Origin of the sequence: Mycolicibacterium vaccae NBRC 14118 = CIP 105934 (genome assembly GCF_001552715.1) — a bacterium.
In the GTDB taxonomy this organism is placed as follows: Bacteria; Actinomycetota; Actinomycetes; order Mycobacteriales; family Mycobacteriaceae; genus Mycobacterium; species Mycobacterium vaccae.
The window spans coordinates 1-17,528 of record NZ_BCRS01000043.1; the positions used below are offsets into that span (position 1 = coordinate 1).

At 69.2% G+C, this 17,528-nt stretch carries 17 protein-coding genes and 2 pseudogenes; 10 read left to right on the top strand and 9 right to left on the bottom strand.

The window, feature by feature from the left end; genetic code table 11:
• The 4 genes and pseudogenes from MVA01S_RS10535 to MVA01S_RS10550 form a co-directional block, all read left to right on the top strand.
• The coding region (locus tag MVA01S_RS10535; RefSeq protein WP_159426309.1) for a PH domain-containing protein at positions 1–257 on the top strand (257 nt) is incomplete at its 5' end.
• A 47-nt stretch (positions 258–304) separates the two neighbouring features.
• The gene (locus MVA01S_RS10540; protein WP_003932824.1) at positions 305–1,120 is read left to right on the top strand and encodes an HAD-IIA family hydrolase; all 816 of its coding nucleotides are present in this window, start codon (positions 305–307) and stop codon (positions 1,118–1,120) included.
• 60 nt (positions 1,121–1,180) lie between these two features.
• Positions 1,181–1,402, top strand: a pseudogene (locus MVA01S_RS10545) (LLM class F420-dependent oxidoreductase); the annotation flags it as partial.
• Positions 1,403–1,468: 66 nt separating this feature from the next.
• Positions 1,469–2,659 (top strand): FAD-dependent oxidoreductase, encoded by a 1,191-nt coding sequence (locus MVA01S_RS10550; protein ID WP_040542695.1) that lies wholly within the window; start codon positions 1,469–1,471, stop codon positions 2,657–2,659.
• On the opposite strand, the gene MVA01S_RS10555 is transcribed toward MVA01S_RS10550, so the two are convergent.
• The 4 genes from MVA01S_RS10555 to MVA01S_RS10570 form a co-directional block, all read right to left on the bottom strand.
• Positions 2,596–3,675 carry a helix-turn-helix transcriptional regulator gene (locus MVA01S_RS10555; protein WP_040542693.1) on the bottom strand — a complete coding sequence of 360 codons (1,080 nt, stop codon included), beginning with the start codon at positions 3,673–3,675 and terminating at the stop codon, positions 2,596–2,598. The two genes, MVA01S_RS10550 and MVA01S_RS10555, sit on opposite strands and share 64 nt — an antisense overlap.
• A 108-nt stretch (positions 3,676–3,783) precedes the next feature.
• On the bottom strand, positions 3,784–5,484 hold the full coding sequence (locus MVA01S_RS10560) for a DEAD/DEAH box helicase (protein WP_060941590.1): 1,701 nt from the start codon (positions 5,482–5,484) through the stop codon (positions 3,784–3,786).
• A gap of 149 nt (positions 5,485–5,633) precedes the next feature.
• Positions 5,634–6,131, bottom strand: a complete 498-nt coding sequence (locus tag MVA01S_RS10565; protein WP_003932818.1) for a cupin domain-containing protein — start codon at positions 6,129–6,131, stop codon at positions 5,634–5,636.
• 18 nt (positions 6,132–6,149) lie between these two features.
• Complete coding sequence (locus MVA01S_RS10570) at positions 6,150–7,052, bottom strand: SDR family NAD(P)-dependent oxidoreductase (protein WP_003932817.1); 903 nt, start codon at positions 7,050–7,052, stop codon at positions 6,150–6,152.
• A gap of 105 nt (positions 7,053–7,157) precedes the next feature.
• Between MVA01S_RS10570 and MVA01S_RS10575 the strand changes: the two genes are divergently transcribed.
• The 3 genes from MVA01S_RS10575 to MVA01S_RS10585 all read left to right on the top strand — a co-directional run bounded on the left by MVA01S_RS10575 (position 7,158) and on the right by MVA01S_RS10585 (position 10,486).
• Positions 7,158–7,706, top strand: coding sequence for a TetR/AcrR family transcriptional regulator (locus MVA01S_RS10575; protein WP_003932816.1), 549 nt, complete (start codon positions 7,158–7,160; stop codon positions 7,704–7,706).
• A 180-nt stretch (positions 7,707–7,886) separates the two neighbouring features.
• A complete protein-coding gene (gene groL, locus MVA01S_RS10580; protein WP_003932815.1) occupies positions 7,887–9,512 on the top strand; it encodes a chaperonin GroEL in 1,626 nt (541 codons plus the stop codon).
• 140 nt (positions 9,513–9,652) lie between these two features.
• Positions 9,653–10,486 (top strand): endonuclease domain-containing protein, encoded by an 834-nt coding sequence (locus MVA01S_RS10585; RefSeq protein ID WP_003932814.1) that lies wholly within the window; start codon positions 9,653–9,655, stop codon positions 10,484–10,486.
• A 70-nt stretch (positions 10,487–10,556) separates the two neighbouring features.
• Here the strand turns inward: MVA01S_RS10585 and MVA01S_RS10590 are convergent, their stop codons facing one another.
• The gene (locus MVA01S_RS10590; RefSeq protein WP_003932813.1) at positions 10,557–11,870 is read right to left on the bottom strand and encodes an MFS transporter; all 1,314 of its coding nucleotides are present in this window, start codon (positions 11,868–11,870) and stop codon (positions 10,557–10,559) included.
• A gap of 102 nt (positions 11,871–11,972) precedes the next feature.
• Here MVA01S_RS10590 and MVA01S_RS10595 point away from each other — a divergent pair, with 102 nt between their 5' ends.
• Positions 11,973–12,974 (top strand): zinc-binding alcohol dehydrogenase family protein, encoded by a 1,002-nt coding sequence (locus MVA01S_RS10595; RefSeq protein WP_040542820.1) that lies wholly within the window; start codon positions 11,973–11,975, stop codon positions 12,972–12,974.
• Here MVA01S_RS10595 and MVA01S_RS10600 read toward each other — a convergent pair.
• From MVA01S_RS10600 to MVA01S_RS10615, 4 genes and pseudogenes are all read right to left on the bottom strand, one after another.
• Positions 12,964–13,335: a hypothetical protein gene (locus tag MVA01S_RS10600; RefSeq protein ID WP_003932811.1), complete on the bottom strand. Its 372-nt coding sequence runs from the start codon at positions 13,333–13,335 to the stop codon at positions 12,964–12,966. The genes MVA01S_RS10595 and MVA01S_RS10600 overlap by 11 nt on opposite strands.
• A 22-nt stretch (positions 13,336–13,357) precedes the next feature.
• A complete protein-coding gene (locus MVA01S_RS10605; protein ID WP_003932810.1) occupies positions 13,358–14,278 on the bottom strand; it encodes a TIGR03619 family F420-dependent LLM class oxidoreductase in 921 nt (306 codons plus the stop codon).
• A 235-nt stretch (positions 14,279–14,513) separates the two neighbouring features.
• Positions 14,514–14,750: pseudogene (locus MVA01S_RS32365) on the bottom strand (NAD-dependent epimerase/dehydratase family protein); the annotation flags it as partial.
• A gap of 84 nt (positions 14,751–14,834) precedes the next feature.
• Positions 14,835–16,565 (bottom strand): N-acyl-D-amino-acid deacylase family protein, encoded by a 1,731-nt coding sequence (locus tag MVA01S_RS10615; protein WP_003932808.1) that lies wholly within the window; start codon positions 16,563–16,565, stop codon positions 14,835–14,837.
• A 22-nt stretch (positions 16,566–16,587) separates the two neighbouring features.
• On the opposite strand from MVA01S_RS10615, the gene MVA01S_RS10620 reads away from it, so the two are divergent.
• Positions 16,588–16,965, top strand: a complete 378-nt coding sequence (locus MVA01S_RS10620) for a VOC family protein (RefSeq protein ID WP_040542819.1) — start codon at positions 16,588–16,590, stop codon at positions 16,963–16,965.
• A gap of 10 nt (positions 16,966–16,975) precedes the next feature.
• Complete coding sequence (locus MVA01S_RS10625; RefSeq protein WP_003932806.1) at positions 16,976–17,488, top strand: mycothiol transferase; 513 nt, start codon at positions 16,976–16,978, stop codon at positions 17,486–17,488.
• Positions 17,489–17,528: the final 40 nt, after the last annotated feature.

The window sequence follows — 17,528 nt, forward strand, 5'->3', positions numbered from 1 at the left end:
GCGCCGGGGACGGCTGGCTGGTGTCGCGGTCGGGCAGCCTGGCCCGGCGCCGCGACTGCTTGGCCGCGCCGGGCATCGTCGGATGGACGGTGCGCCAGTCGCTGTGGCAACGCCGGGCCGGGGTCGCGACCCTGGTCGCCGCCACCGCGGCGGGGGTGAAGCGCTACGAGGTCGTCGACGTGCCTGCCGATTTCGCGTGGTCGATCGCCGCCGCGACCTCGCCGTGGCTCGGCGAGACGTCCTGGGCCCGCGGCTAGCAAGGGTCTCCGGTTGCGCGCCACCGAAGGCGGTTTACTGTCGCACCATGGCCATCGGCGGGATTCTGTTCGACATCGACGGCGTACTCGTGACGTCGTGGAAGCCGATCCCGGGTGCGGCCGAGACCCTGCAGACGTTGGCGGACAACCAGATCGCCTGCGCCTACCTGACCAACACGACCACCAGGACCCGCGCGCAGATCGCCGACCTGCTCACCGAGGCGGGCATGGCAGTGCGCTCCGACGAGGTGGTCACCGCCGCGGTGCTGACCGCCGACTACGTCCGTGACCGCTACCCGGACGCCCGGTGCTTCCTGGTCAACAGCGGCCAGATCGCCGAGGACATGCCCGGCATCGACATCGTCTACTCCGGGGAGTTCACCGGTCCCCGCGCCCCCGAGGCGCCCGACGTAGTGCTGCTCGGCGGCGCAGGCCCGGAATACAGTCACCTGACGCTGTCCTGGGTCTACGACTGGATGGCCCAGGGTGTGCCGGTGGTGGCGATGCACCGCAGCACCGCCTGGACCACCGCCGACGGCCTGCGCATCGACACCGGCATGTACCTGATCGGGATGGAGAAGGCCTCCGGCCGCAAGGCCACCGCCGTCGGCAAGCCGGCCCCTGAGGGGTTCCTGTCCGCGGCCGCCCGGCTGGGCGTGGACCCTGACGAGATGTACATGGTCGGCGACGACCTCGACAACGACGTGCTGGCCGGGCAGGTGGTCGGCATGACGGGCGTGCTGGTGCGCACCGGGAAGTTCCGTCAGGACACGCTGGACCGTTGGGCCGCAGACGAATTCGCCATGCAGCCGAACCACGTCATCGATTCGGTGGCCGACCTGCCCGCACTGCTGGAGCTGTAGATGCGGTTCGGGCTGACCACCGCGCTGCCGCGCGACGGTGCCGCGGCCCGGGAGTTCGCGCAGTCGGTCGAGGCGGCCGAGCTGTCCGCGACCACGGGCGCCGACCCGGAGACCCTGCTGGACTCGCCGTTCGTACTGCTGGGCACCCACGAACAGATGGCCGAGCAACTGGTGGCACGTCAGCGGGAGTACGGGATCGGCTACTGGACGGTATTCGACGAACTGCCGGGGCGGGACTCCGCGCTACCGGACGTCGCGCAGGTCATCGCGCTGCTGCGCTGAATCCGGGCTGGGAACTTCAACCGTTCGGGTGAGGATTTCCCGGTCGGGGCAGCGCTTGATGAGGACATGACCCGAAGCGGTGGGCACGCGGTGGTGCTCGGTGCCGGCATGGGCGGGCTGTTGACGGCCCGGGTGCTCACCGAGTTCTACGGCCGCGTGACCGTGCTGGAGCGTGACGCGCTCGACGACGCCGCGACACCGGGCCAGGGAGCGCCGCGCAGCCGGCAGCCGCACATGGTGCCCGCCCGCTGCGGGCAGATCGTCGAGGGTCTGTTCCCCGGCGTCACCGAGGAGATGGTGACCTCGGGGGCGCATCTGTGGGCCGAAGGAGAACTCTCCCGGCTGGACGCCCGCGTCGGCGGCCGCCGCGTGACCAGAACGGGGCATCTGCCCGCCCTGTCGGGGCCGGCGACCCTGTTCGCCGGCCGGCCGCTCGTCGAAAGGCTTGTGCGCGGGCGTGTCCGGGCACTGCCGGGGGTGGACATCCTCGACCGGCATGACGTGGATGCGCTGACGTGGTCGGGTCAGGTGATCACGGGGGTACGTGTCACTGACCGCGCCGGACGCGGAACGTGCGATCTCACCGCCGATCTCGTGATCGACGCCACCGGTCGCGCGTCACGGACCCCGGTGCTGCTCGAGCGCCTCGGTTACCGGCGTCCGGTCGAGGTGCGACTGACGGCGCACGCCAACTATGTGAGCATGCCGGTGCGGATCCCCGGAGGACTCCTGCACGAGCTGATGTTCATCGACATGTTCGCGCCGGACCGGCCGCTGGAGTTCATCATGGCACGGTGCGAGAACGACCGGTGGAACATGCTGATCGGAACAGTGGGCAGCGCCGCCTCGCCACCGGCAAGTGCCGCCGAGATGTTCAGCTGCGCCCAGCAGCTGATACCTCCGCACGCCGTCGAAGCGCTGCGGGTGGCCGAGCCGCTCGGTGATGTCGCGTTGCACCGCTTCCCGGCCAGTCTGTGGCGTCGCTACGACAGGCTGGACCGGTTGCCGGGCGGGCTTCTGGTCACCGGCGGAGCGGTCTGCAGCATCAGCCCGATCCACGGGCAGGGGATGACGGTCGCGGCACTCGGCGCCGTCACACTGCGAGACTGCCTGCGGCGTGGCCCGGAGCGGTTGCCGCCCCGGCAGTTCCACCGGGCCACCGCCAAGCGCATCAAGACCGCATGGCTGCGGGCTTATGGCATGAGCGCGAGCATCAGGCGCACCAGATCCGACTGCCGGTGGGTGTCGGTCTTCTGATAGGTGTGCTGCAGGTGCGTCTTGACAGTGGCCAGCGACAGCGACAGCTCGTCGGCGATGGCGGACAGCCCGAGCCCGCGGCCGACGCGCAGCGCCACTTCGGCTTCGGAATCGGTCAGCGAGAACACCCGGCGCAGAAGCTGTTTGGGAGGCTCCCGGCGGGCGTCCGGGTCGACGACCACGACCAGAGCGCTCGAATCGCCCTGGTCCGGCAGCGGTAACACGTGGACCACGAGCGGATGCGGTGAGCTGCTCCGCGGCACCCGCAGCGAGTCGCCGCTGCGGACACCGGTGCTGCGCGCGGCACAGGACACCGCGCGGCGCAACTCGGTGTCGGCCGCGGGCGCCGAGAGGCGCATGCGTCCCGAAGTGACGAGAACGTCTGTACCGCAACGTAACAACGACTCCGCTGCGGTATTCGTGTAGGCGACCGTCATGTCCGGGGCGATGACAGCTGCGGGCGCGGAGAACGCGTCAGCCGGGTGTTCGTGATGTCCGGCGCGGTCGCGCAGCTCGGTCACCGTGTGCTGCGTGCACAGTGCGCGCTGAAGCTGCGGGATGAACGCGTCGAGGACCTTGACGGTGTCGCAGCCGAACAGCTCGGCGCGCCGTGGACCGGCCACCGCGAACGACCACGGCCGCGGCGAGCCTGCCAGACGGACGAACAATCCGTCGTCGAGCCCGTATCGGCGGATCCAGTCGACGTGGAACTCAGAACGGGGCTTGAGCGCGACGAGTGCGGCCCCGCGGTGTGCCAGGCCCACGGCGCTGCCCTCCACCGCGGCCAGCACGTAGTCGAACTGCCGGTAGTAGTCGCGGTACGCGCGCATCGCCGCCTCGTCGAGGAAGTCACCGGTCCTCAGGACGCGCTGCGCGCCTTCGCCGCGGACCAGCCCCACGGCACCGGCACCGAACACGGCGCGTACCAGCGCCAGCGCCTCGTCCCACCGGTCGGGCTCCACCGCCGCGGCGTGCACAGCCGCCACCATTCGCGAGAACTCTTCGATTGTGACCATGGTTACCCCCACGCAACATGCGCCCCGGGGTGACGCTACTCGCTGAACTCCGCTTATCCAGGGTTCACTTGATCTGTCACGAAATCGGCAGGAACGACGGCGCCGGACCTACGCGGTTAACTCGCGCTGCAGGATCCGGATCGCTTCGATGCGGGCCTGCAGCTGCTCGCGGGTCGCAGCCGCCACCGGCGGGCCGCCGCAGCGGCGCCGCAACTCGTTGTGGATCCAGCCGTGCGGGCGGCCGGTGCGGTGGTGGGCCAGCGACACCAGCGTGTTCAGCTCGGCGCGCAGCTCGCGCAACTGGCCGTGGGTGGTCTTCGGGGCGACCACCCCGGCCTCCGAGCGTTTGGTGAGTTGCTCTTCCTGCCTGCGCCGCAACAGGTCTCGCATCGACGCCGCGTCGAGCAGGCCGGGGATGCCGAGATAGTCGGCCTCCTCGTCGCTACCCGCCGGGGTCGCCGTGCCGAACGAGGACCCGTCGAAGATGACCTGGTCGAGTTCGGCGTCGGCGCCGAGGTACTCGATCTTGTTCTCTTCCTCGCCCGGCTCGTCGCGCTTCTGCTCACGCAACTCGGCGTCGAGCGGGTCCTCCATCGGCTCGCGGTGCGGCTTGCCCAGCACGTGGTTGCGCTGCGCCTCCATCTCGCTGGCCAGAAGCAGCAGGTTGGGCACCGACGGCAGGAAGATGCTGGCGGTCTCGCCGGGCCGCCGCGACCGCACGAATCGGCCGATGGCCTGGGCGAAGAACAACGGCGTCGACGCGCTGGTCGCATAGACCCCGACCGCGAGTCGCGGCACGTCGACCCCCTCGGACACCATGCGCACCGCGACCAGCCACCGCGACGTGCCCGCCGAGTACTCCGAGATCCGGTCGGAGGCGCTCTTGTCGTCCGACAGCACCACCGTGGGCATTTCGCCGGTGATCTTGACGAGCAGGTCCGCGTAGGCGCGGGCGGTCGTCTGGTCGGTGGCGATGATCATGCCGCCGGCGTCGGGCACGTGCTGTCGCAGACCCTGCAGTCGCTTGTCCGCCGCCGCGATCACCGCGGGCATCCACTCGCCCTTCGGATCGAGTGCCGACTTCCAGGCGCGTGCCGTCTGCTCGGCGGTCAGCGGTTCGCCGAGCCTGGCGGCGTGCTCTTCGCCGGCGCTGTCACGCCAGCGGGCCTCGCCGGAGTAGGCCATGAACATCACCGGCCGCACCACACCGTCGGCGAGCGCGTCGCTGTAGCCGTAGATGTGGTCGGCCTTGGAGCGGGCGAAGCCGTCGGGCCCGGTCTCGTAGGTGACGAATGGGATCGCGCTGTCGTCGCTGCGGAATGGCGTCCCCGTCAGCGCCAGCCGGCGGGTCGCGTCGTCGAACGCCTCCCGGATCGCGTCGCCCCAGCTCTTGGCATCGCCGCCGTGGTGGATCTCGTCGAAGACCACCAGCGTCTTGCGGTTCTCGGTGCGCACCCGGTGCCTGCTCGGGTGGCTGGCGACCTGCGCGTAGGTCACGACGACGCCGTGGTACTCCGACGACGTCTGCGAGTTCGAGTTCGAGAACTTCGGGTCCAGCGCGATGCCGTGCCGGGCGGCGGCCTGCGCCCACTGGATCTTGAGGTGCTCGGTGGGCACCACGATGGTGATGGCCTCGACGGTGCGCTCGGCGAGCAGTTCGGCGACGATGCGCAGCGCGAAGGTCGTCTTGCCGGCGCCCGGGGTGGCCACGGCCAGGAAATCCCGGGGTTTGGCGGTCAGGTATTTCACCAGAGCCCGTCGCTGCCAGCTCCGCAACGACTGGGTGCTGGGCGCTGCATCAGCCCGCACCCACGACTCCTCCCAACCCGTTGTGCCGTCTCCGACGGCGAAACCCGTTGTGCCGTCTGCGACGGCGAACCGGAATGCAGTCTAGGCCAGGGGGTTCCGCGATCGCATATCCGCAGCGTGTCCGGGCGCGGCGTGTCCGGACGACTCGGTCACTCGACGAAATGGTTGTCGTTCTTGTCGAACCACTCGCGGCGTTCCTCGTCGGTCAGCTCACCCAGCTGCGCCAATCCTTCGAAGTAGTGCTCGCGGGGCGCGCCCGGGGCGAACAGGATCAGGATCGACGCCGGTTCGTCGGAGGTGTTCCCGAAGCCGTGGATGCCGCCCGGCGGCACGTAGAGGAAGTCCCCGGGGCTTCCGTCGACCCACTCGGTGCCGTTATAGAGCGACAGGCTGCCGGACAGCACGTAGAACGCCTCGGACATGCCGCGGTGGAAGTGCGGGCCGGGGCCGCCGCCGCGCGGCCCGATCTGCACGCGGTACAGGCCGTAGTCACCACCGGTGTCCTGCTGGTTGGCCAGATAGTGGTACTGGATGTGGCCGAACGCGTCGTAGTCCGCCGGCTCGTCGCCGCGTTTGAGCCACGCGCTGACCTCCGGGGTGTCGGCGGTGTAGCGCGGCGGGGGATAGGGCGGCACGACCAGCGACATGGCGTCAGTGTGCCCTGGTCAGTTGACCGGGAAGACCACCTTGGTCAACTCCTCCGAGATTTGCCACAGGCGGCGCTGCTGGTCGATGTCGTAAGACTGCGGGCTGGACGCGACGACGATGGGCGCGCCGCGCTGCTGGCCGATGCCGTCCGGTCCGTAGTATTGCCCGCCCAGGACGCTGGGATCGGTGGCCGCCCGCAACGTGGGCAGGGCGCCCCGGTCGGCGGTCTGGGCGAACAGCACGGGGGCGGCGGCCAGGAAGGCGCGCTCGACCGGCCGCGGCAGGTTGCGGGCCAGATCGGTGGTCGAGGTGCCGGGGTGCGCCGCGACGGCGATCGTCTTGCCGCGCGGGGCCAGCCGGCGCTGCAGTTCATAAGTGAACATGAGATTGGCCAGCTTGGACTGGGTGTAGGCGCCCATCCGGCTGTAGCTGCGTTCCCACTGCAGGTCGTCCCAGTGGATGGCGCCGCCCAGCTTGTGGCCGTTGCTGCTGACGGTGACGACGCGGGAACCGGGGACGTCGAGGACGGCGTCGAGCAGGAGGCCGGTGAACGCGAAGTGGCCGAGGTGGTTGGTGCCGAACTGCAGCTCGAAGCCGTCGGCGGTGGTGCCCTTGGGCGTCGTCATCACGCCGGCGTTGTTGATGAGCAGGTCGATGCGTTCGAAGCGGGTTTTCAGCGCGTCGGCGGCGGCGCGGATCGAGGACAGCGACGTCAGGTCCAGTTCCTGGACGTCGACGTCGCCGGTGATCTGTGCGGCGGCCCGGGCACCCTTGTCGGCGTTGCGCACCGCGATGACCACCTGCGCGCCCTTCGCCGCGAGCGCCTTGGCGGTCTCGAAGCCGAGGCCGGTGTTGGCGCCGGTGATGACGGCGGTGCGTCCGGTCTGGTCGGGGATGTCGGCGGTTGTCCAGTCGGTCATGGGGCGCTCCTGGGGCTCGTATAGTGGACAAACGGGGCAACCGCCCCGGTTGTCGACGACTATACGGAACGTGCGCCCCGCTTAGTGTTCGCCAGGAGGGAAACCGTGACCCGACCCCTGCGGGCTGACGCGGTGCGCAACCGGGCGCGGGTCCTCGAGGTCGCCTACGAGACGTTCGCCGCCGAAGGCCTGGCCGTCCCGATCGACGAGATCGCCCGGCGGGCCGGCGTCGGCGCCGGGACCGTCTACCGGCACTTCCCGACGAAAGAGGCGCTGATCGCCGCTGTCGCCGAGGACCGGGTGCGCCGCATCGTCGACCACGCGCAGACCCTGCTGACGGTCGAAGGGCCTGGCCGGGCGCTGTTCGTGTTCTTCCGGGACATGGTGCGCAGCGCCGCGGTCGACCACGGGCTGGTCGACGCCCTGGTGGGCCAGGGGCTGGATCTGGAGGCGGTCGCGCCGGGCGCCGAAGCGGCGTTCCTGGCGACGCTCGACGAACTCCTGACCGCCGCGCAGCAGGCCGGCACCGCCCGCGCCGACGTCGACGTGGCCGTCGTCAAGGCACTGCTGGTGGTGTGCAAGGTGCCGCAGGCCTTCGACGGCGACGTCACCGAGCGGGTCACGCAGGTGATCGAGGACGGGTTGAGGCCCTGACCAATCTTGCACTCGCCCAGGTCGAGTGCTAAGAATGCAGTTGGCACTCGCGACCAGTGAGTGCTAGGTCGGGCCGGTGAGGCCGGGGCCGCATCTGCGAGCACAGCCCTGGTCGTCCGTCGCGGGCATCGATTCCGACCGACAAGACGTGCATCCCCAATCCGGAGGAAACACTTCGCAATGGCCAAGACAATTGCGTATGACGAAGAGGCCCGCCGTGGCCTCGAGCGGGGCCTCAACGCCCTCGCAGACGCCGTAAAGGTGACGTTGGGCCCGAAGGGTCGCAACGTCGTGCTGGAGAAGAAGTGGGGCGCCCCCACGATCACCAACGATGGTGTGTCCATCGCCAAGGAGATCGAGCTGGAGGACCCGTACGAGAAGATCGGCGCTGAGCTGGTCAAAGAGGTCGCCAAGAAGACCGACGACGTCGCGGGCGACGGCACCACCACCGCCACCGTGCTCGCTCAGGCTCTGGTTCGCGAAGGCCTGCGCAACGTCGCAGCCGGCGCCAACCCGCTCGGCCTCAAGCGTGGCATCGAGAAGGCTGTCGAGGCTGTCACCCAGTCGCTGCTGAAGTCGGCCAAGGAGGTCGAGACCAAGGAGCAGATTTCTGCCACCGCGGCGATCTCCGCCGGCGACACCCAGATCGGCGAGCTCATCGCCGAGGCCATGGACAAGGTCGGCAACGAGGGTGTCATCACCGTCGAGGAGTCGAACACCTTCGGCCTGCAGCTCGAGCTCACCGAGGGTATGCGCTTCGACAAGGGCTACATCTCGGGTTACTTCGTGACCGACGCCGAGCGCCAGGAAGCCGTCCTGGAGGATCCCTACATCCTGCTGGTCAGCTCCAAGGTGTCGACCGTCAAGGATCTGCTCCCGCTGCTGGAGAAGGTCATCCAGGCCGGCAAGCCGCTGCTGATCATCGCCGAGGACGTCGAGGGCGAGGCCCTGTCCACGCTGGTGGTCAACAAGATCCGCGGCACCTTCAAGTCCGTCGCCGTCAAGGCTCCGGGCTTCGGTGACCGCCGCAAGGCGATGCTGCAGGACATGGCCATCCTCACCGGTGGTCAGGTCGTCAGCGAAGAGGTCGGGCTGTCCCTGGAGACCGCCGACGTCTCGCTGCTGGGCCAGGCCCGCAAGGTCGTCGTCACCAAGGACGAGACCACCATCGTCGAGGGCTCGGGCGATTCCGATGCCATCGCCGGCCGGGTGGCTCAGATCCGCGCCGAGATCGAGAACAGCGACTCCGACTACGACCGCGAGAAGCTGCAGGAGCGCCTGGCCAAGCTGGCCGGCGGTGTTGCGGTGATCAAGGCCGGAGCTGCCACCGAGGTGGAGCTCAAGGAGCGCAAGCACCGCATCGAGGACGCCGTCCGCAACGCGAAGGCTGCCGTCGAAGAGGGCATCGTCGCCGGTGGCGGCGTGGCTCTGCTGCAGTCGGCTCCTGCGCTGGACGACCTCGGCCTGACGGGCGACGAGGCCACCGGTGCCAACATCGTCCGCGTGGCGCTGTCGGCTCCGCTCAAGCAGATCGCCTTCAACGGCGGCCTGGAGCCCGGCGTCGTTGCCGAGAAGGTGTCCAACCTGCCCGCGGGTCACGGCCTCAACGCCGCGACCGGTGAGTACGAGGACCTGCTCAAGGCCGGCGTCGCCGACCCGGTGAAGGTCACCCGCTCGGCGCTGCAGAACGCGGCGTCCATCGCGGCTCTGTTCCTCACCACCGAGGCCGTCGTCGCCGACAAGCCGGAGAAGGCGTCCGCACCCGCGGGCGACCCGACCGGTGGCATGGGCGGTATGGACTTCTAAGTCCCTTACTGAAGAAGCCCGGGCTCGCCTAGCGAGCCCGGGCTTTTTCGTTGTCCCCACTGTGGGTGTTATGCACAGGTTCGGCCCGAAACGCGTGCAGGAGGCCCACATTCGTCGGTTGCTGTGGCGACGGTGGCCGCATGGAACCTTTTCTCGGCAGCGTCGCGGTCCGCGACGGTCGTCTGACCCGTCGCGCGCTGGCCCGCGACCACATGGTCATCTACCGCGGGGTCTACCTCCCGCGCGACGTCGAGCTCACCGCGCGCGTGCGCGCCGAGGCGGCATGGCTTGCCACCGGAGCGCCGTTGTGCGGCGTGTCAGCGGCGGCGGTGTTCGGCACCAGGTGGCTCGACGCTGACGCGCCCGCCGACATCCTGCGCGGCGACCGGCATGCCCCGCCGGGTATCGCCGTCCACACCTGGGACGTCCCGCCCGAAGAGCTGTGTCTGATCGGGGGCGTGGATGCGACGACGCCGGCGCGCACGGCATTCGACCTCGGGCGGACACTCCCGGAAGAGCTCGCGATCCCCACCGTCGACGCGCTGTTGAACGCCACCCGCGTACCCGTCGGCGACGTCGTGGCGGTGGCCCGGGCCCACCCGGGGGCGCGTGGTTCGGCGAGACTGCGACGAGTGCTCGCCCTGGTCGACGGTGGCGCCGAGTCGCCTCAGGAGACCAGACTGCGCCTGATCCTGGTCCACGGTGGGCTTCCTCGGCCGCAGACCCAGATCGCGTTCCGCGGGCTTCGGGTACGGGTCGACATGGGCTGGCGCCGATGGAAGGTCGCCCTCGAGTACGACGGCATCCAGCACTGGGCCGATCGGCGGCAGAGAGCGTGGGACATCGACCGCTTGGCGCTGCTCGAAGAGGCAGGCTGGCGGGTGATCCGGGTGAGCGCCGCCATGCTCGAGCGCCCGCAGGTGATCGTCGAGCGCGTCCGCGCGAAGCTGCGCGCAGCCGGCTGTCCGGCGTGACGCGACTGTGGGGCTTGTGCACGCATTTCGCCCGATTTCCGTGCACAACACCCACATTCGGGCCGCGGTGTCAGAGTGTGTGCAGCGGTGCCGGTTTGAGCAGTGAGGTGGCGACGACGCTGACGACCGCCGTGGTCACCAGGTAACCGCAGGCAATCCAGGGGCTGCCGCCGGCGACGCCGATCAGTGCGGTCAGGATCAGCGGGGTCAGCCCCGACGCGTAGACCCCGGAGAGCTGGTAGACCGTCGACAGGCCGGTGTAGCGGATCCGGGCCGGGAACAGCGACGCGTACAGCGTGCCCTGGGCGCCGTAGAACAGCGCGTGGATGACACCGAAGACCACGACCATCCCGACCGCGTACAGCGCGAGGTTCCCGGTGCCGAACAACGCGAACACCGGGAACACGGCCACGGCGTAGGCGGCGATGCCGATGGTGTAGATCCGTTTGGGGCCGTAGCGGTCGGCCAACAGGCCCGACACCGGCAGCAGTGCCGCCATCAGCAGGGCGGCCCCGGTGACGACGAGCAGCACCGGCACCTTCTCCAGCTTGAGCGTGCCGGTGGCGTAGGAGATCGCGAAGACGCCCCAGGTGTTGAACGCCGCACCCTCACCCCAGCGGGAGAGCATGCCCAGCACCGTCGACTTCAGGATCGGCGGGCGGAACACCTCGCGCACCGGCACCGCCGCACGGTCGCCGCTGTCCCGCACCTTTTCGAAAGACGGTGTCTCACTGGCCTTCAGCCGGACCACCACGCCGAAGATCACCAGCACGATGCTGAACAGGAACGCGATGCGCCACCCGTAGGTGAGGAACGCCTCGTCGGGCAGTGCGACCTGCAGAAGTGCGAAAACCCCTGTGCCCAAGGCCAGGCCGAGAGCGAGGCCGACCTGTGGGATGCTCCCGAACAGCCCCCGCCGGCGGGCGGGCCCGTGCTCGACGGCCAGCAGCACCGCGCCGGCCCATTCGCCGCCCAGCGCGAAACCTTGCACGATGCGCAGCAGCAGCAACAGGATCGGGGCCAGCACGCCGATCTGTGCCGCGGTGGGAAGCACGCCCATCAGCGCGGTCGCCCCGCCCATCAGCAGCATGGTCAGCGCCAGCGTCTTCTTGCGGCCGATGCGGTCCCCGACATGGCCGAACACGAAGCCGCCGATGGGGCGCACCACGAAACCGACCGCGAACGTCGCGAAGGACAGCATCGTGCCGACGAACGTGGTCTGGTCCGGGAAGAACGCCTGGTTGAACACCAGGCTGGCCGCGGTGGCGTACAGGAAGAAGTCGTACCACTCGATCGTGGTGCCGACCAGGCTCGCCCACAGCGCGGTGCGGGCCTGCGGGGTTACCGTCTGCTGATCGTGGGCCGGTGTGTGGGTGACGGTCACGATGATCTATCACCGCAAGTTCGGGGCCGGATGGCGAGAGTTTCGCGCGCGGTGATCGCAAACGGGGAATGGATCTCGGTGGTCGCGGAGTTCACAGTGGGCATGACCACTGGCCAGATGTCCGCGATCGGCGCGTTCGCCGCCGAGTCGGTCGACGACGGTTTGCAGGACGTCACCGTCGAGGTCCCGACGCTGCGTCCCCGGGACGTGCTGGTCCGGGTGCAGGCGGTTTCGGTGAACCCCGTCGACGTCAAACAGCGGGCGGCTCTGACACCGTCGGCCGAACCCGCCGTCCTGGGGTACGACGCCGCGGGTGTCGTCGAGGCGGTCGGCGATGCCGTGACGACGCTGCACACCGGAGACGAGGTCTGGTACGCCGGTGACATCACCCGACCCGGCAGCGATGCGGAGTTCCAGGCCGTCGACGAGCGGATCGTCTCCCGCAAGCCGACGTCGCTGTCCTTCGCCGACGCGGCGGCGCTGCCGCTGACCACGATCACCGCGTGGGAATCGCTGTTCGAACGTTTCGGGCTGACGTCGGACTCCACCGGTGACCTCCTGGTGCTCGGCGCCGCCGGTGGTGTCGGCTCGATCATGATCCAGCTCGCCAAGGCGCTCACCGGCGTCCGCGTGATCGCCACCGCCGGCCGCACCGAGTCGCGGGAGTGGGCCGAGCGTATGGGCGCCGACATCGTGGTCGACCATCACCGGTTGCGCGCCGAGACGCTCGACGCGGTCCCCGGCGGGGTGGACTATCTGTTCTCACCGCACTCGGCGGGCAACATCGACGACTACGCCGCGATCGTCAAACCGTTCGGCCACATCACCGCGATCGACGAGCCTCCCGGCCTGGATCTTGTCGCCCTGAAAGCGAAAAGCATTGCGTGGCACTGGGAATTGATGTTCACCCGGTCCATGTTCGAGACGCCGGACATGGCCGAGCAGCAGCGGCTGTTGGCCCGTGCCGCCGCGCTCGTGGACGAGGGCACGCTGCGCACCACCGTTACCAGGACGATCGACGACTTCTCCGCGGCGGGGTTGCGCGCGGCTCACCGTGACGTCGGGTCGGGACGGATGACCGGCAAGGTCGTCGTCACCCGTTGAGCGGGACGCAGTCGTCCCCGCAACCGGATGCGGTCGGCACGCCCGGGGTCGCAGGGCGGTGCAGCACCGCCCCGGTGGGTTGGATCTGCACACCATCCCCGGCCACCTGGGCCGTGCCGTCGAGGATCAGCGTGTACCCGCCCGGTGTGCTCGGCGGCCACACCAGCGTGACCTCGGGATGGGCAGATGCGTTGCGGCGGGTGCTGTTACCGACCGCGCCGATCACCAGGGTGCCGTCGGCCAGGATCGGGTCCACCGCGACGGTATGCGCGCGGTAGTCGTCCCCGACGGTGACCAGATAGGCGAACGAGAAGTCGCCCAACGCCTCGCCGAGCCGGGCGAGATCCACCTTGACGCTCATGCCGCGAGGGTACGCGGAGCGGTCACGGCACGTGCGGTTTGATCTCGTCGATCACCCATTGCGCGTAATCCAGGTAGGCGTCGACCCCGCTGACAGGCGGGATCGGCACCGACGACATCGTCACCCCGAGCTCGGCGAAGTGACCGAGCTTGTCGATGATCTCCGCGGCCCGCATACCCGGCTGCTGGGTCGGGTCCTCGACCACGACATGACCCTCACCGATCAGTGAGGTGCCCAGCCCGTAACTGACCTCGAAGGGCCGACCGTCGAAAGTCGGCTGTGACTTGATGAAGTCGATCCGGGCCGGGATCTGCTCGGGTGGGGTGAGGAACGGGATCCACCCGGTGGCCCACCGCGCCGCACGTCGCAACGGCGCATCGGCGTCACCGCCGATCCAGATCGGGATGCACGGCTTCTGTACAGGTTTCGGTTCGAACGCGATATTCGCGAAGGTGACGAACTCGCCGTCGAATCGCGGGTGCTCGCTGGTCCACAACTCGACGATCGCGGCGAGATACTCGTCGGCGAGCCGTCCGCGCTTGTGGAACGGGACGCCGAGAACCTCGAATTCCTCGGCGTCCCAACCGACACCGAACGTCGCCATGATCCGCCCGCCGCTCATCCAATCGGCGGTCGACAGCGCCTTGGCCAGAACGACAGGGTGCTGCAACGGCAGAAGGGTGACGCAGGAGTTGATGGGGATGTGGCGGGTCGCCCCGGCCAGAAACGCCTGCGCCACCGTGGAATGGAAGTAGTGCGGACCGGTCAGCTCGACATGGGTGTCCGGGACGGCGAAGTGCTCCGGGACCGCGATCATGTCGTAGCCGAGTGTCTCCGCGCATCGGGCCATCTCGGCCTGGTCGGTGCCGGTGACCGCCTGCTCCCACGGTTGAGTCAGGGCCTTGAGACGCATGGTGTGAGGCATCGGGAACGCGAATTTCATGGGGTGTACCTCGTCTTCCGAGAGTTCTGCCGACCTGTGCGGCGGTGAGGTGGCCGGCGGGTGCCCCGTCGTGCTGAAGCCGCCGCGCGAAGTGCTCGGCGGCCACCTTGGAGCGGGCGCAGGCGGTCGTGCCGTCGACGACGGGCAGCGCCGATGACATCGGGGGACAGCGCGGGGTGAAGAACACCGCCAGGGACGACACGTGGACGATGCTCGGCATCCCGCGTCGCAGATCCACCACGGCGGCGGTGTGGATCACGCCGTCACAGCCGGTGAGTGCGGAGTCGACCGCGTCGCGGTCGGTCATGTCGGCGGCGGCGACCTCGTCGGGGACCACGCCGTGCGGCTCGAGGACAGGCCGCACCTGGGCGCGATCGCGCACCATGACCCTGACCCGATGCCCGGCAGCTGTCAGCGTGGCCGCGGTGTGCGAACCGGTGAAGCCTGTACAGCCGGTGACGAGCACCTTCACAGATCTGAGTGTAAACCCGAAAACCCCACGATCCGTTGATGATTCAACTAGACCAGCTTTGCATCGGGGAGCGACTGAGGGCTGCTACCCCACCGGACCGGGCGCCGGTTGCCGTCCCCGGATGAGTTTGCCCGGGCGGGCGTCCGTGGGCACGCCGTTCTCGGCGATCACCTCACCGGACACGATCGTGGCGACGTAGCCGTCGGCGGTCTGGTCGAGCCGGCGTCCGCCGGCGGGCAGGTCGCTGACCACGACGGGCTTGTGCAGCTGCAACGCCTGCGCGTCGATCACGTTGAGATCTGCCTTGTAGCCCACGGCGATCCGGCCACGGTCGGACAGCCCGGCTACCCGCGCGGGAACCGAGGTGAGCTCGCGCACCGCATCCTGGACGGACAACCGGCCTGTCGCCCGGTCGCGCACCCAGTGCGTCAGCATGTACGTCGGAAAGCTTGCGTCGCAGATCATCCCGTAGTGTGCACCGCCGTCGCCGAGACCGAGCACCACGTCATCGCGGCGGATCAGCTCGGCGACCGTGTCCAGCGATCCGTCGCGGAAGTTGGCCAGCGTGACCAGCAGCATCGCGTGCCCGTCGTCGTCGAGCAGCCGGTCGTAGGCCTCTTCCAGCGGGCTGACGCCCCGGGCCTGGGCGCGGGCGCCGATCGAATCGGCCGGTGATGGTTCGTAATTCGGCGGCTCGCCGAGTGGGAACATGTAGCTCCAGGCCTGCGCGGCGAACATCAGCGGGTGTCCGTCGGACTCCGGCTTGTCGTTCAGGATACGTTCCCGCACTTCGGGTTTACGCATCAGTGCGACCCGGTCGGTCAGTGGCAGGTCGGCGATCTCCCGGTACGACGGGTACATCACGAACGGATTGCCCGACAGCTCCAGCCCGAGCATCAACCCGATCGGCCGTGGGAAGATCTGCGCGCTGATCTGGCCGCCGTCCTGGTTGGCCTTCTCCACCATCCGCAGCGCGTCGAGGTAGAACGGGTCGCCGGCGTTGCCGATCGCCAACGTGAACGTGACGGGCAGGCCCACCTCGGCGGCCACGTCGAACACCGTCTGCAGCACGGGCTCGTAGTCGCCGGCCACCAGGTCCGGGACGAACTGGATGAGCCCGCCGCCGGCGTCCTCGACCCCGCGCGCGATCGCCTCGATCTCGGCCCGGTCTGCGTCGTAGCTCGGGATCGGCCTGCCGCTGTGGGTCTTGTGCAGCGTGAACCGCGACGACGCGAAGCCGAGTGCGCCGGCAGCCACCGCCTCGGCGGCCAGCTTGCGCATCATCGCGAGATCCTCGGGGGTGGCAGGCTCGCGGTCGACGCCGCGCCCGCCCATCACGTACACCCGCAGCGGCGAATGAGGCAGGAACGCCGCCACATCGATGTCCCTGCGTCCGGCGTCCAGCGCGTCGAGGAATTCCGGGAACGTCTCCCAGTGCCACGGCAGCCCGTCGACCATGACCACGCCGGGGATGTCCTCGACGCCGGCCATCACATCGACGAGCACGTCGTGGTCGGCCGGCCGGCACGGCGCGAACCCGACACCGCAGTTGCCCATCACCGCGGTGGTGACACCGTGGGCCGAGGACGGGGTGAGCCGGTCCGACCAGATCGCCTGCCCGTCGTAGTGAGTGTGCAGGTCGACGAAGCCGGGGGTGACCAGCAGCCCGGTCGCGTCGATCTCGCGGGCGCCGTCCGCGTCGAGGGTGCCGACTGCGCAGATCGCGCCGTCGCGGATGGCCACGTCCCCGGTGAAAGGTGCACCCCCGAGGCCGTCGACGATGGTGCCGCCACGGATAACCAGGTCGAATGTCATACCCCGAATGTACGGTGAGCCCATGATCGACCACTTCGGGATCAACTGTGCGGACTGGGAAGCGGCGAAAGCGTTCTACGACAAGGTTCTCGGTGTGCTGGGCTACACGCGGCAGATGGACTACCAGATCGCGATCGGGTACGGCAGGGACGGCAAGCCCGACTTCTGGATCGGGGACATGAACGCGGGGAACGTCGCGGGGCCCAACCGCGAGATCCACGTCGCGTTCCAGGCCGCCGACACCGACGCGGTGCGGGCGTTCTACGACGCGGCGCTGGAGGCGGGGGCGGAGTCGCTGCACGCCCCGCGGCTGTGGCCCGAGTACCACCCGGGCTATTTCGGCGCGTTCGTCCGCGATCCGGACGGCAACAACGTGGAGGCCGTCTTCCACGGCGCGTAGCTTGGCGGGCATGGCCGATATCGATGCCGCCCGCGAGCTGCTCCGCGATTCCTTCACCCGGCTCATCGAGCACGTGGACGACCTGACCGAGAACCTGACCGACGAGGTGGCCTACTACCGCCCGACGCCGGAGGCCAACACGATCACGTGGCTGATCTGGCACAGCGCCCGCATCCAGGATGCGCAACTGTGCGATATCGCCGGCACCGAACAGGTGTGGTTCCGGGACGGCTGGGTCGACAGGTTCGCACTGGATCTGCCCCGCGACGCACACGGCTACGGGCACACCCCCGAAGAGGTCGCCAAGGTCCGGGCGTCGCCGCAACTTCTCGCCGGTTACTACCACGCGGTGCACAAGCTCTCGCTGGAGTACGTCGCGTCGGTGTCGGCCGACGAACTGTCCCGCATCGTCGATGAGCGGTGGACGCCGCCGGTGACGGCCAGCGCGCGGCTGGTCAGCATCATCGACGACGCCGCCCAGCACCTGGGGCAGGCGGCCTACATCCGGGGACTGGTGCGCTGAGAACGCTGATCCGGTGGTGGCCGCCGATCGGGCTGGCCGC

Excerpts from the sequence above, each read along its gene's own strand:
- MVA01S_RS10565 (WP_003932818.1), bottom strand. The coding sequence starts at position 6,131 with ATGTCGCTGGTCGTGCCGCCCTATCCCCCGCCGCGCTACACCGCCGAC.
- MVA01S_RS10540 (WP_003932824.1), top strand. The coding sequence starts at position 305 with ATGGCCATCGGCGGGATTCTGTTCGACATCGACGGCGTACTCGTGACG.
- groL (WP_003932815.1), top strand. The coding sequence starts at position 7,887 with ATGGCCAAGACAATTGCGTATGACGAAGAGGCCCGCCGTGGCCTCGAG.
- MVA01S_RS10570 (WP_003932817.1), bottom strand. The coding sequence starts at position 7,052 with ATGACCGACTGGACAACCGCCGACATCCCCGACCAGACCGGACGCACC.
- MVA01S_RS10620 (WP_040542819.1), top strand. The coding sequence starts at position 16,588 with ATGATCGACCACTTCGGGATCAACTGTGCGGACTGGGAAGCGGCGAAA.
- MVA01S_RS10595 (WP_040542820.1), top strand. The coding sequence starts at position 11,973 with ATGACCACTGGCCAGATGTCCGCGATCGGCGCGTTCGCCGCCGAGTCG.
- MVA01S_RS10585 (WP_003932814.1), top strand. The coding sequence starts at position 9,653 with ATGGAACCTTTTCTCGGCAGCGTCGCGGTCCGCGACGGTCGTCTGACC.
- MVA01S_RS10555 (WP_040542693.1), bottom strand. The coding sequence starts at position 3,675 with ATGGTCACAATCGAAGAGTTCTCGCGAATGGTGGCGGCTGTGCACGCC.
- MVA01S_RS10550 (WP_040542695.1), top strand. The coding sequence starts at position 1,469 with ATGACCCGAAGCGGTGGGCACGCGGTGGTGCTCGGTGCCGGCATGGGC.
- MVA01S_RS10600 (WP_003932811.1), bottom strand. The coding sequence starts at position 13,335 with ATGAGCGTCAAGGTGGATCTCGCCCGGCTCGGCGAGGCGTTGGGCGAC.
- MVA01S_RS10625 (WP_003932806.1), top strand. The coding sequence starts at position 16,976 with ATGGCCGATATCGATGCCGCCCGCGAGCTGCTCCGCGATTCCTTCACC.
- MVA01S_RS10615 (WP_003932808.1), bottom strand. The coding sequence starts at position 16,565 with ATGACATTCGACCTGGTTATCCGTGGCGGCACCATCGTCGACGGCCTC.
- MVA01S_RS10605 (WP_003932810.1), bottom strand. The coding sequence starts at position 14,278 with ATGAAATTCGCGTTCCCGATGCCTCACACCATGCGTCTCAAGGCCCTG.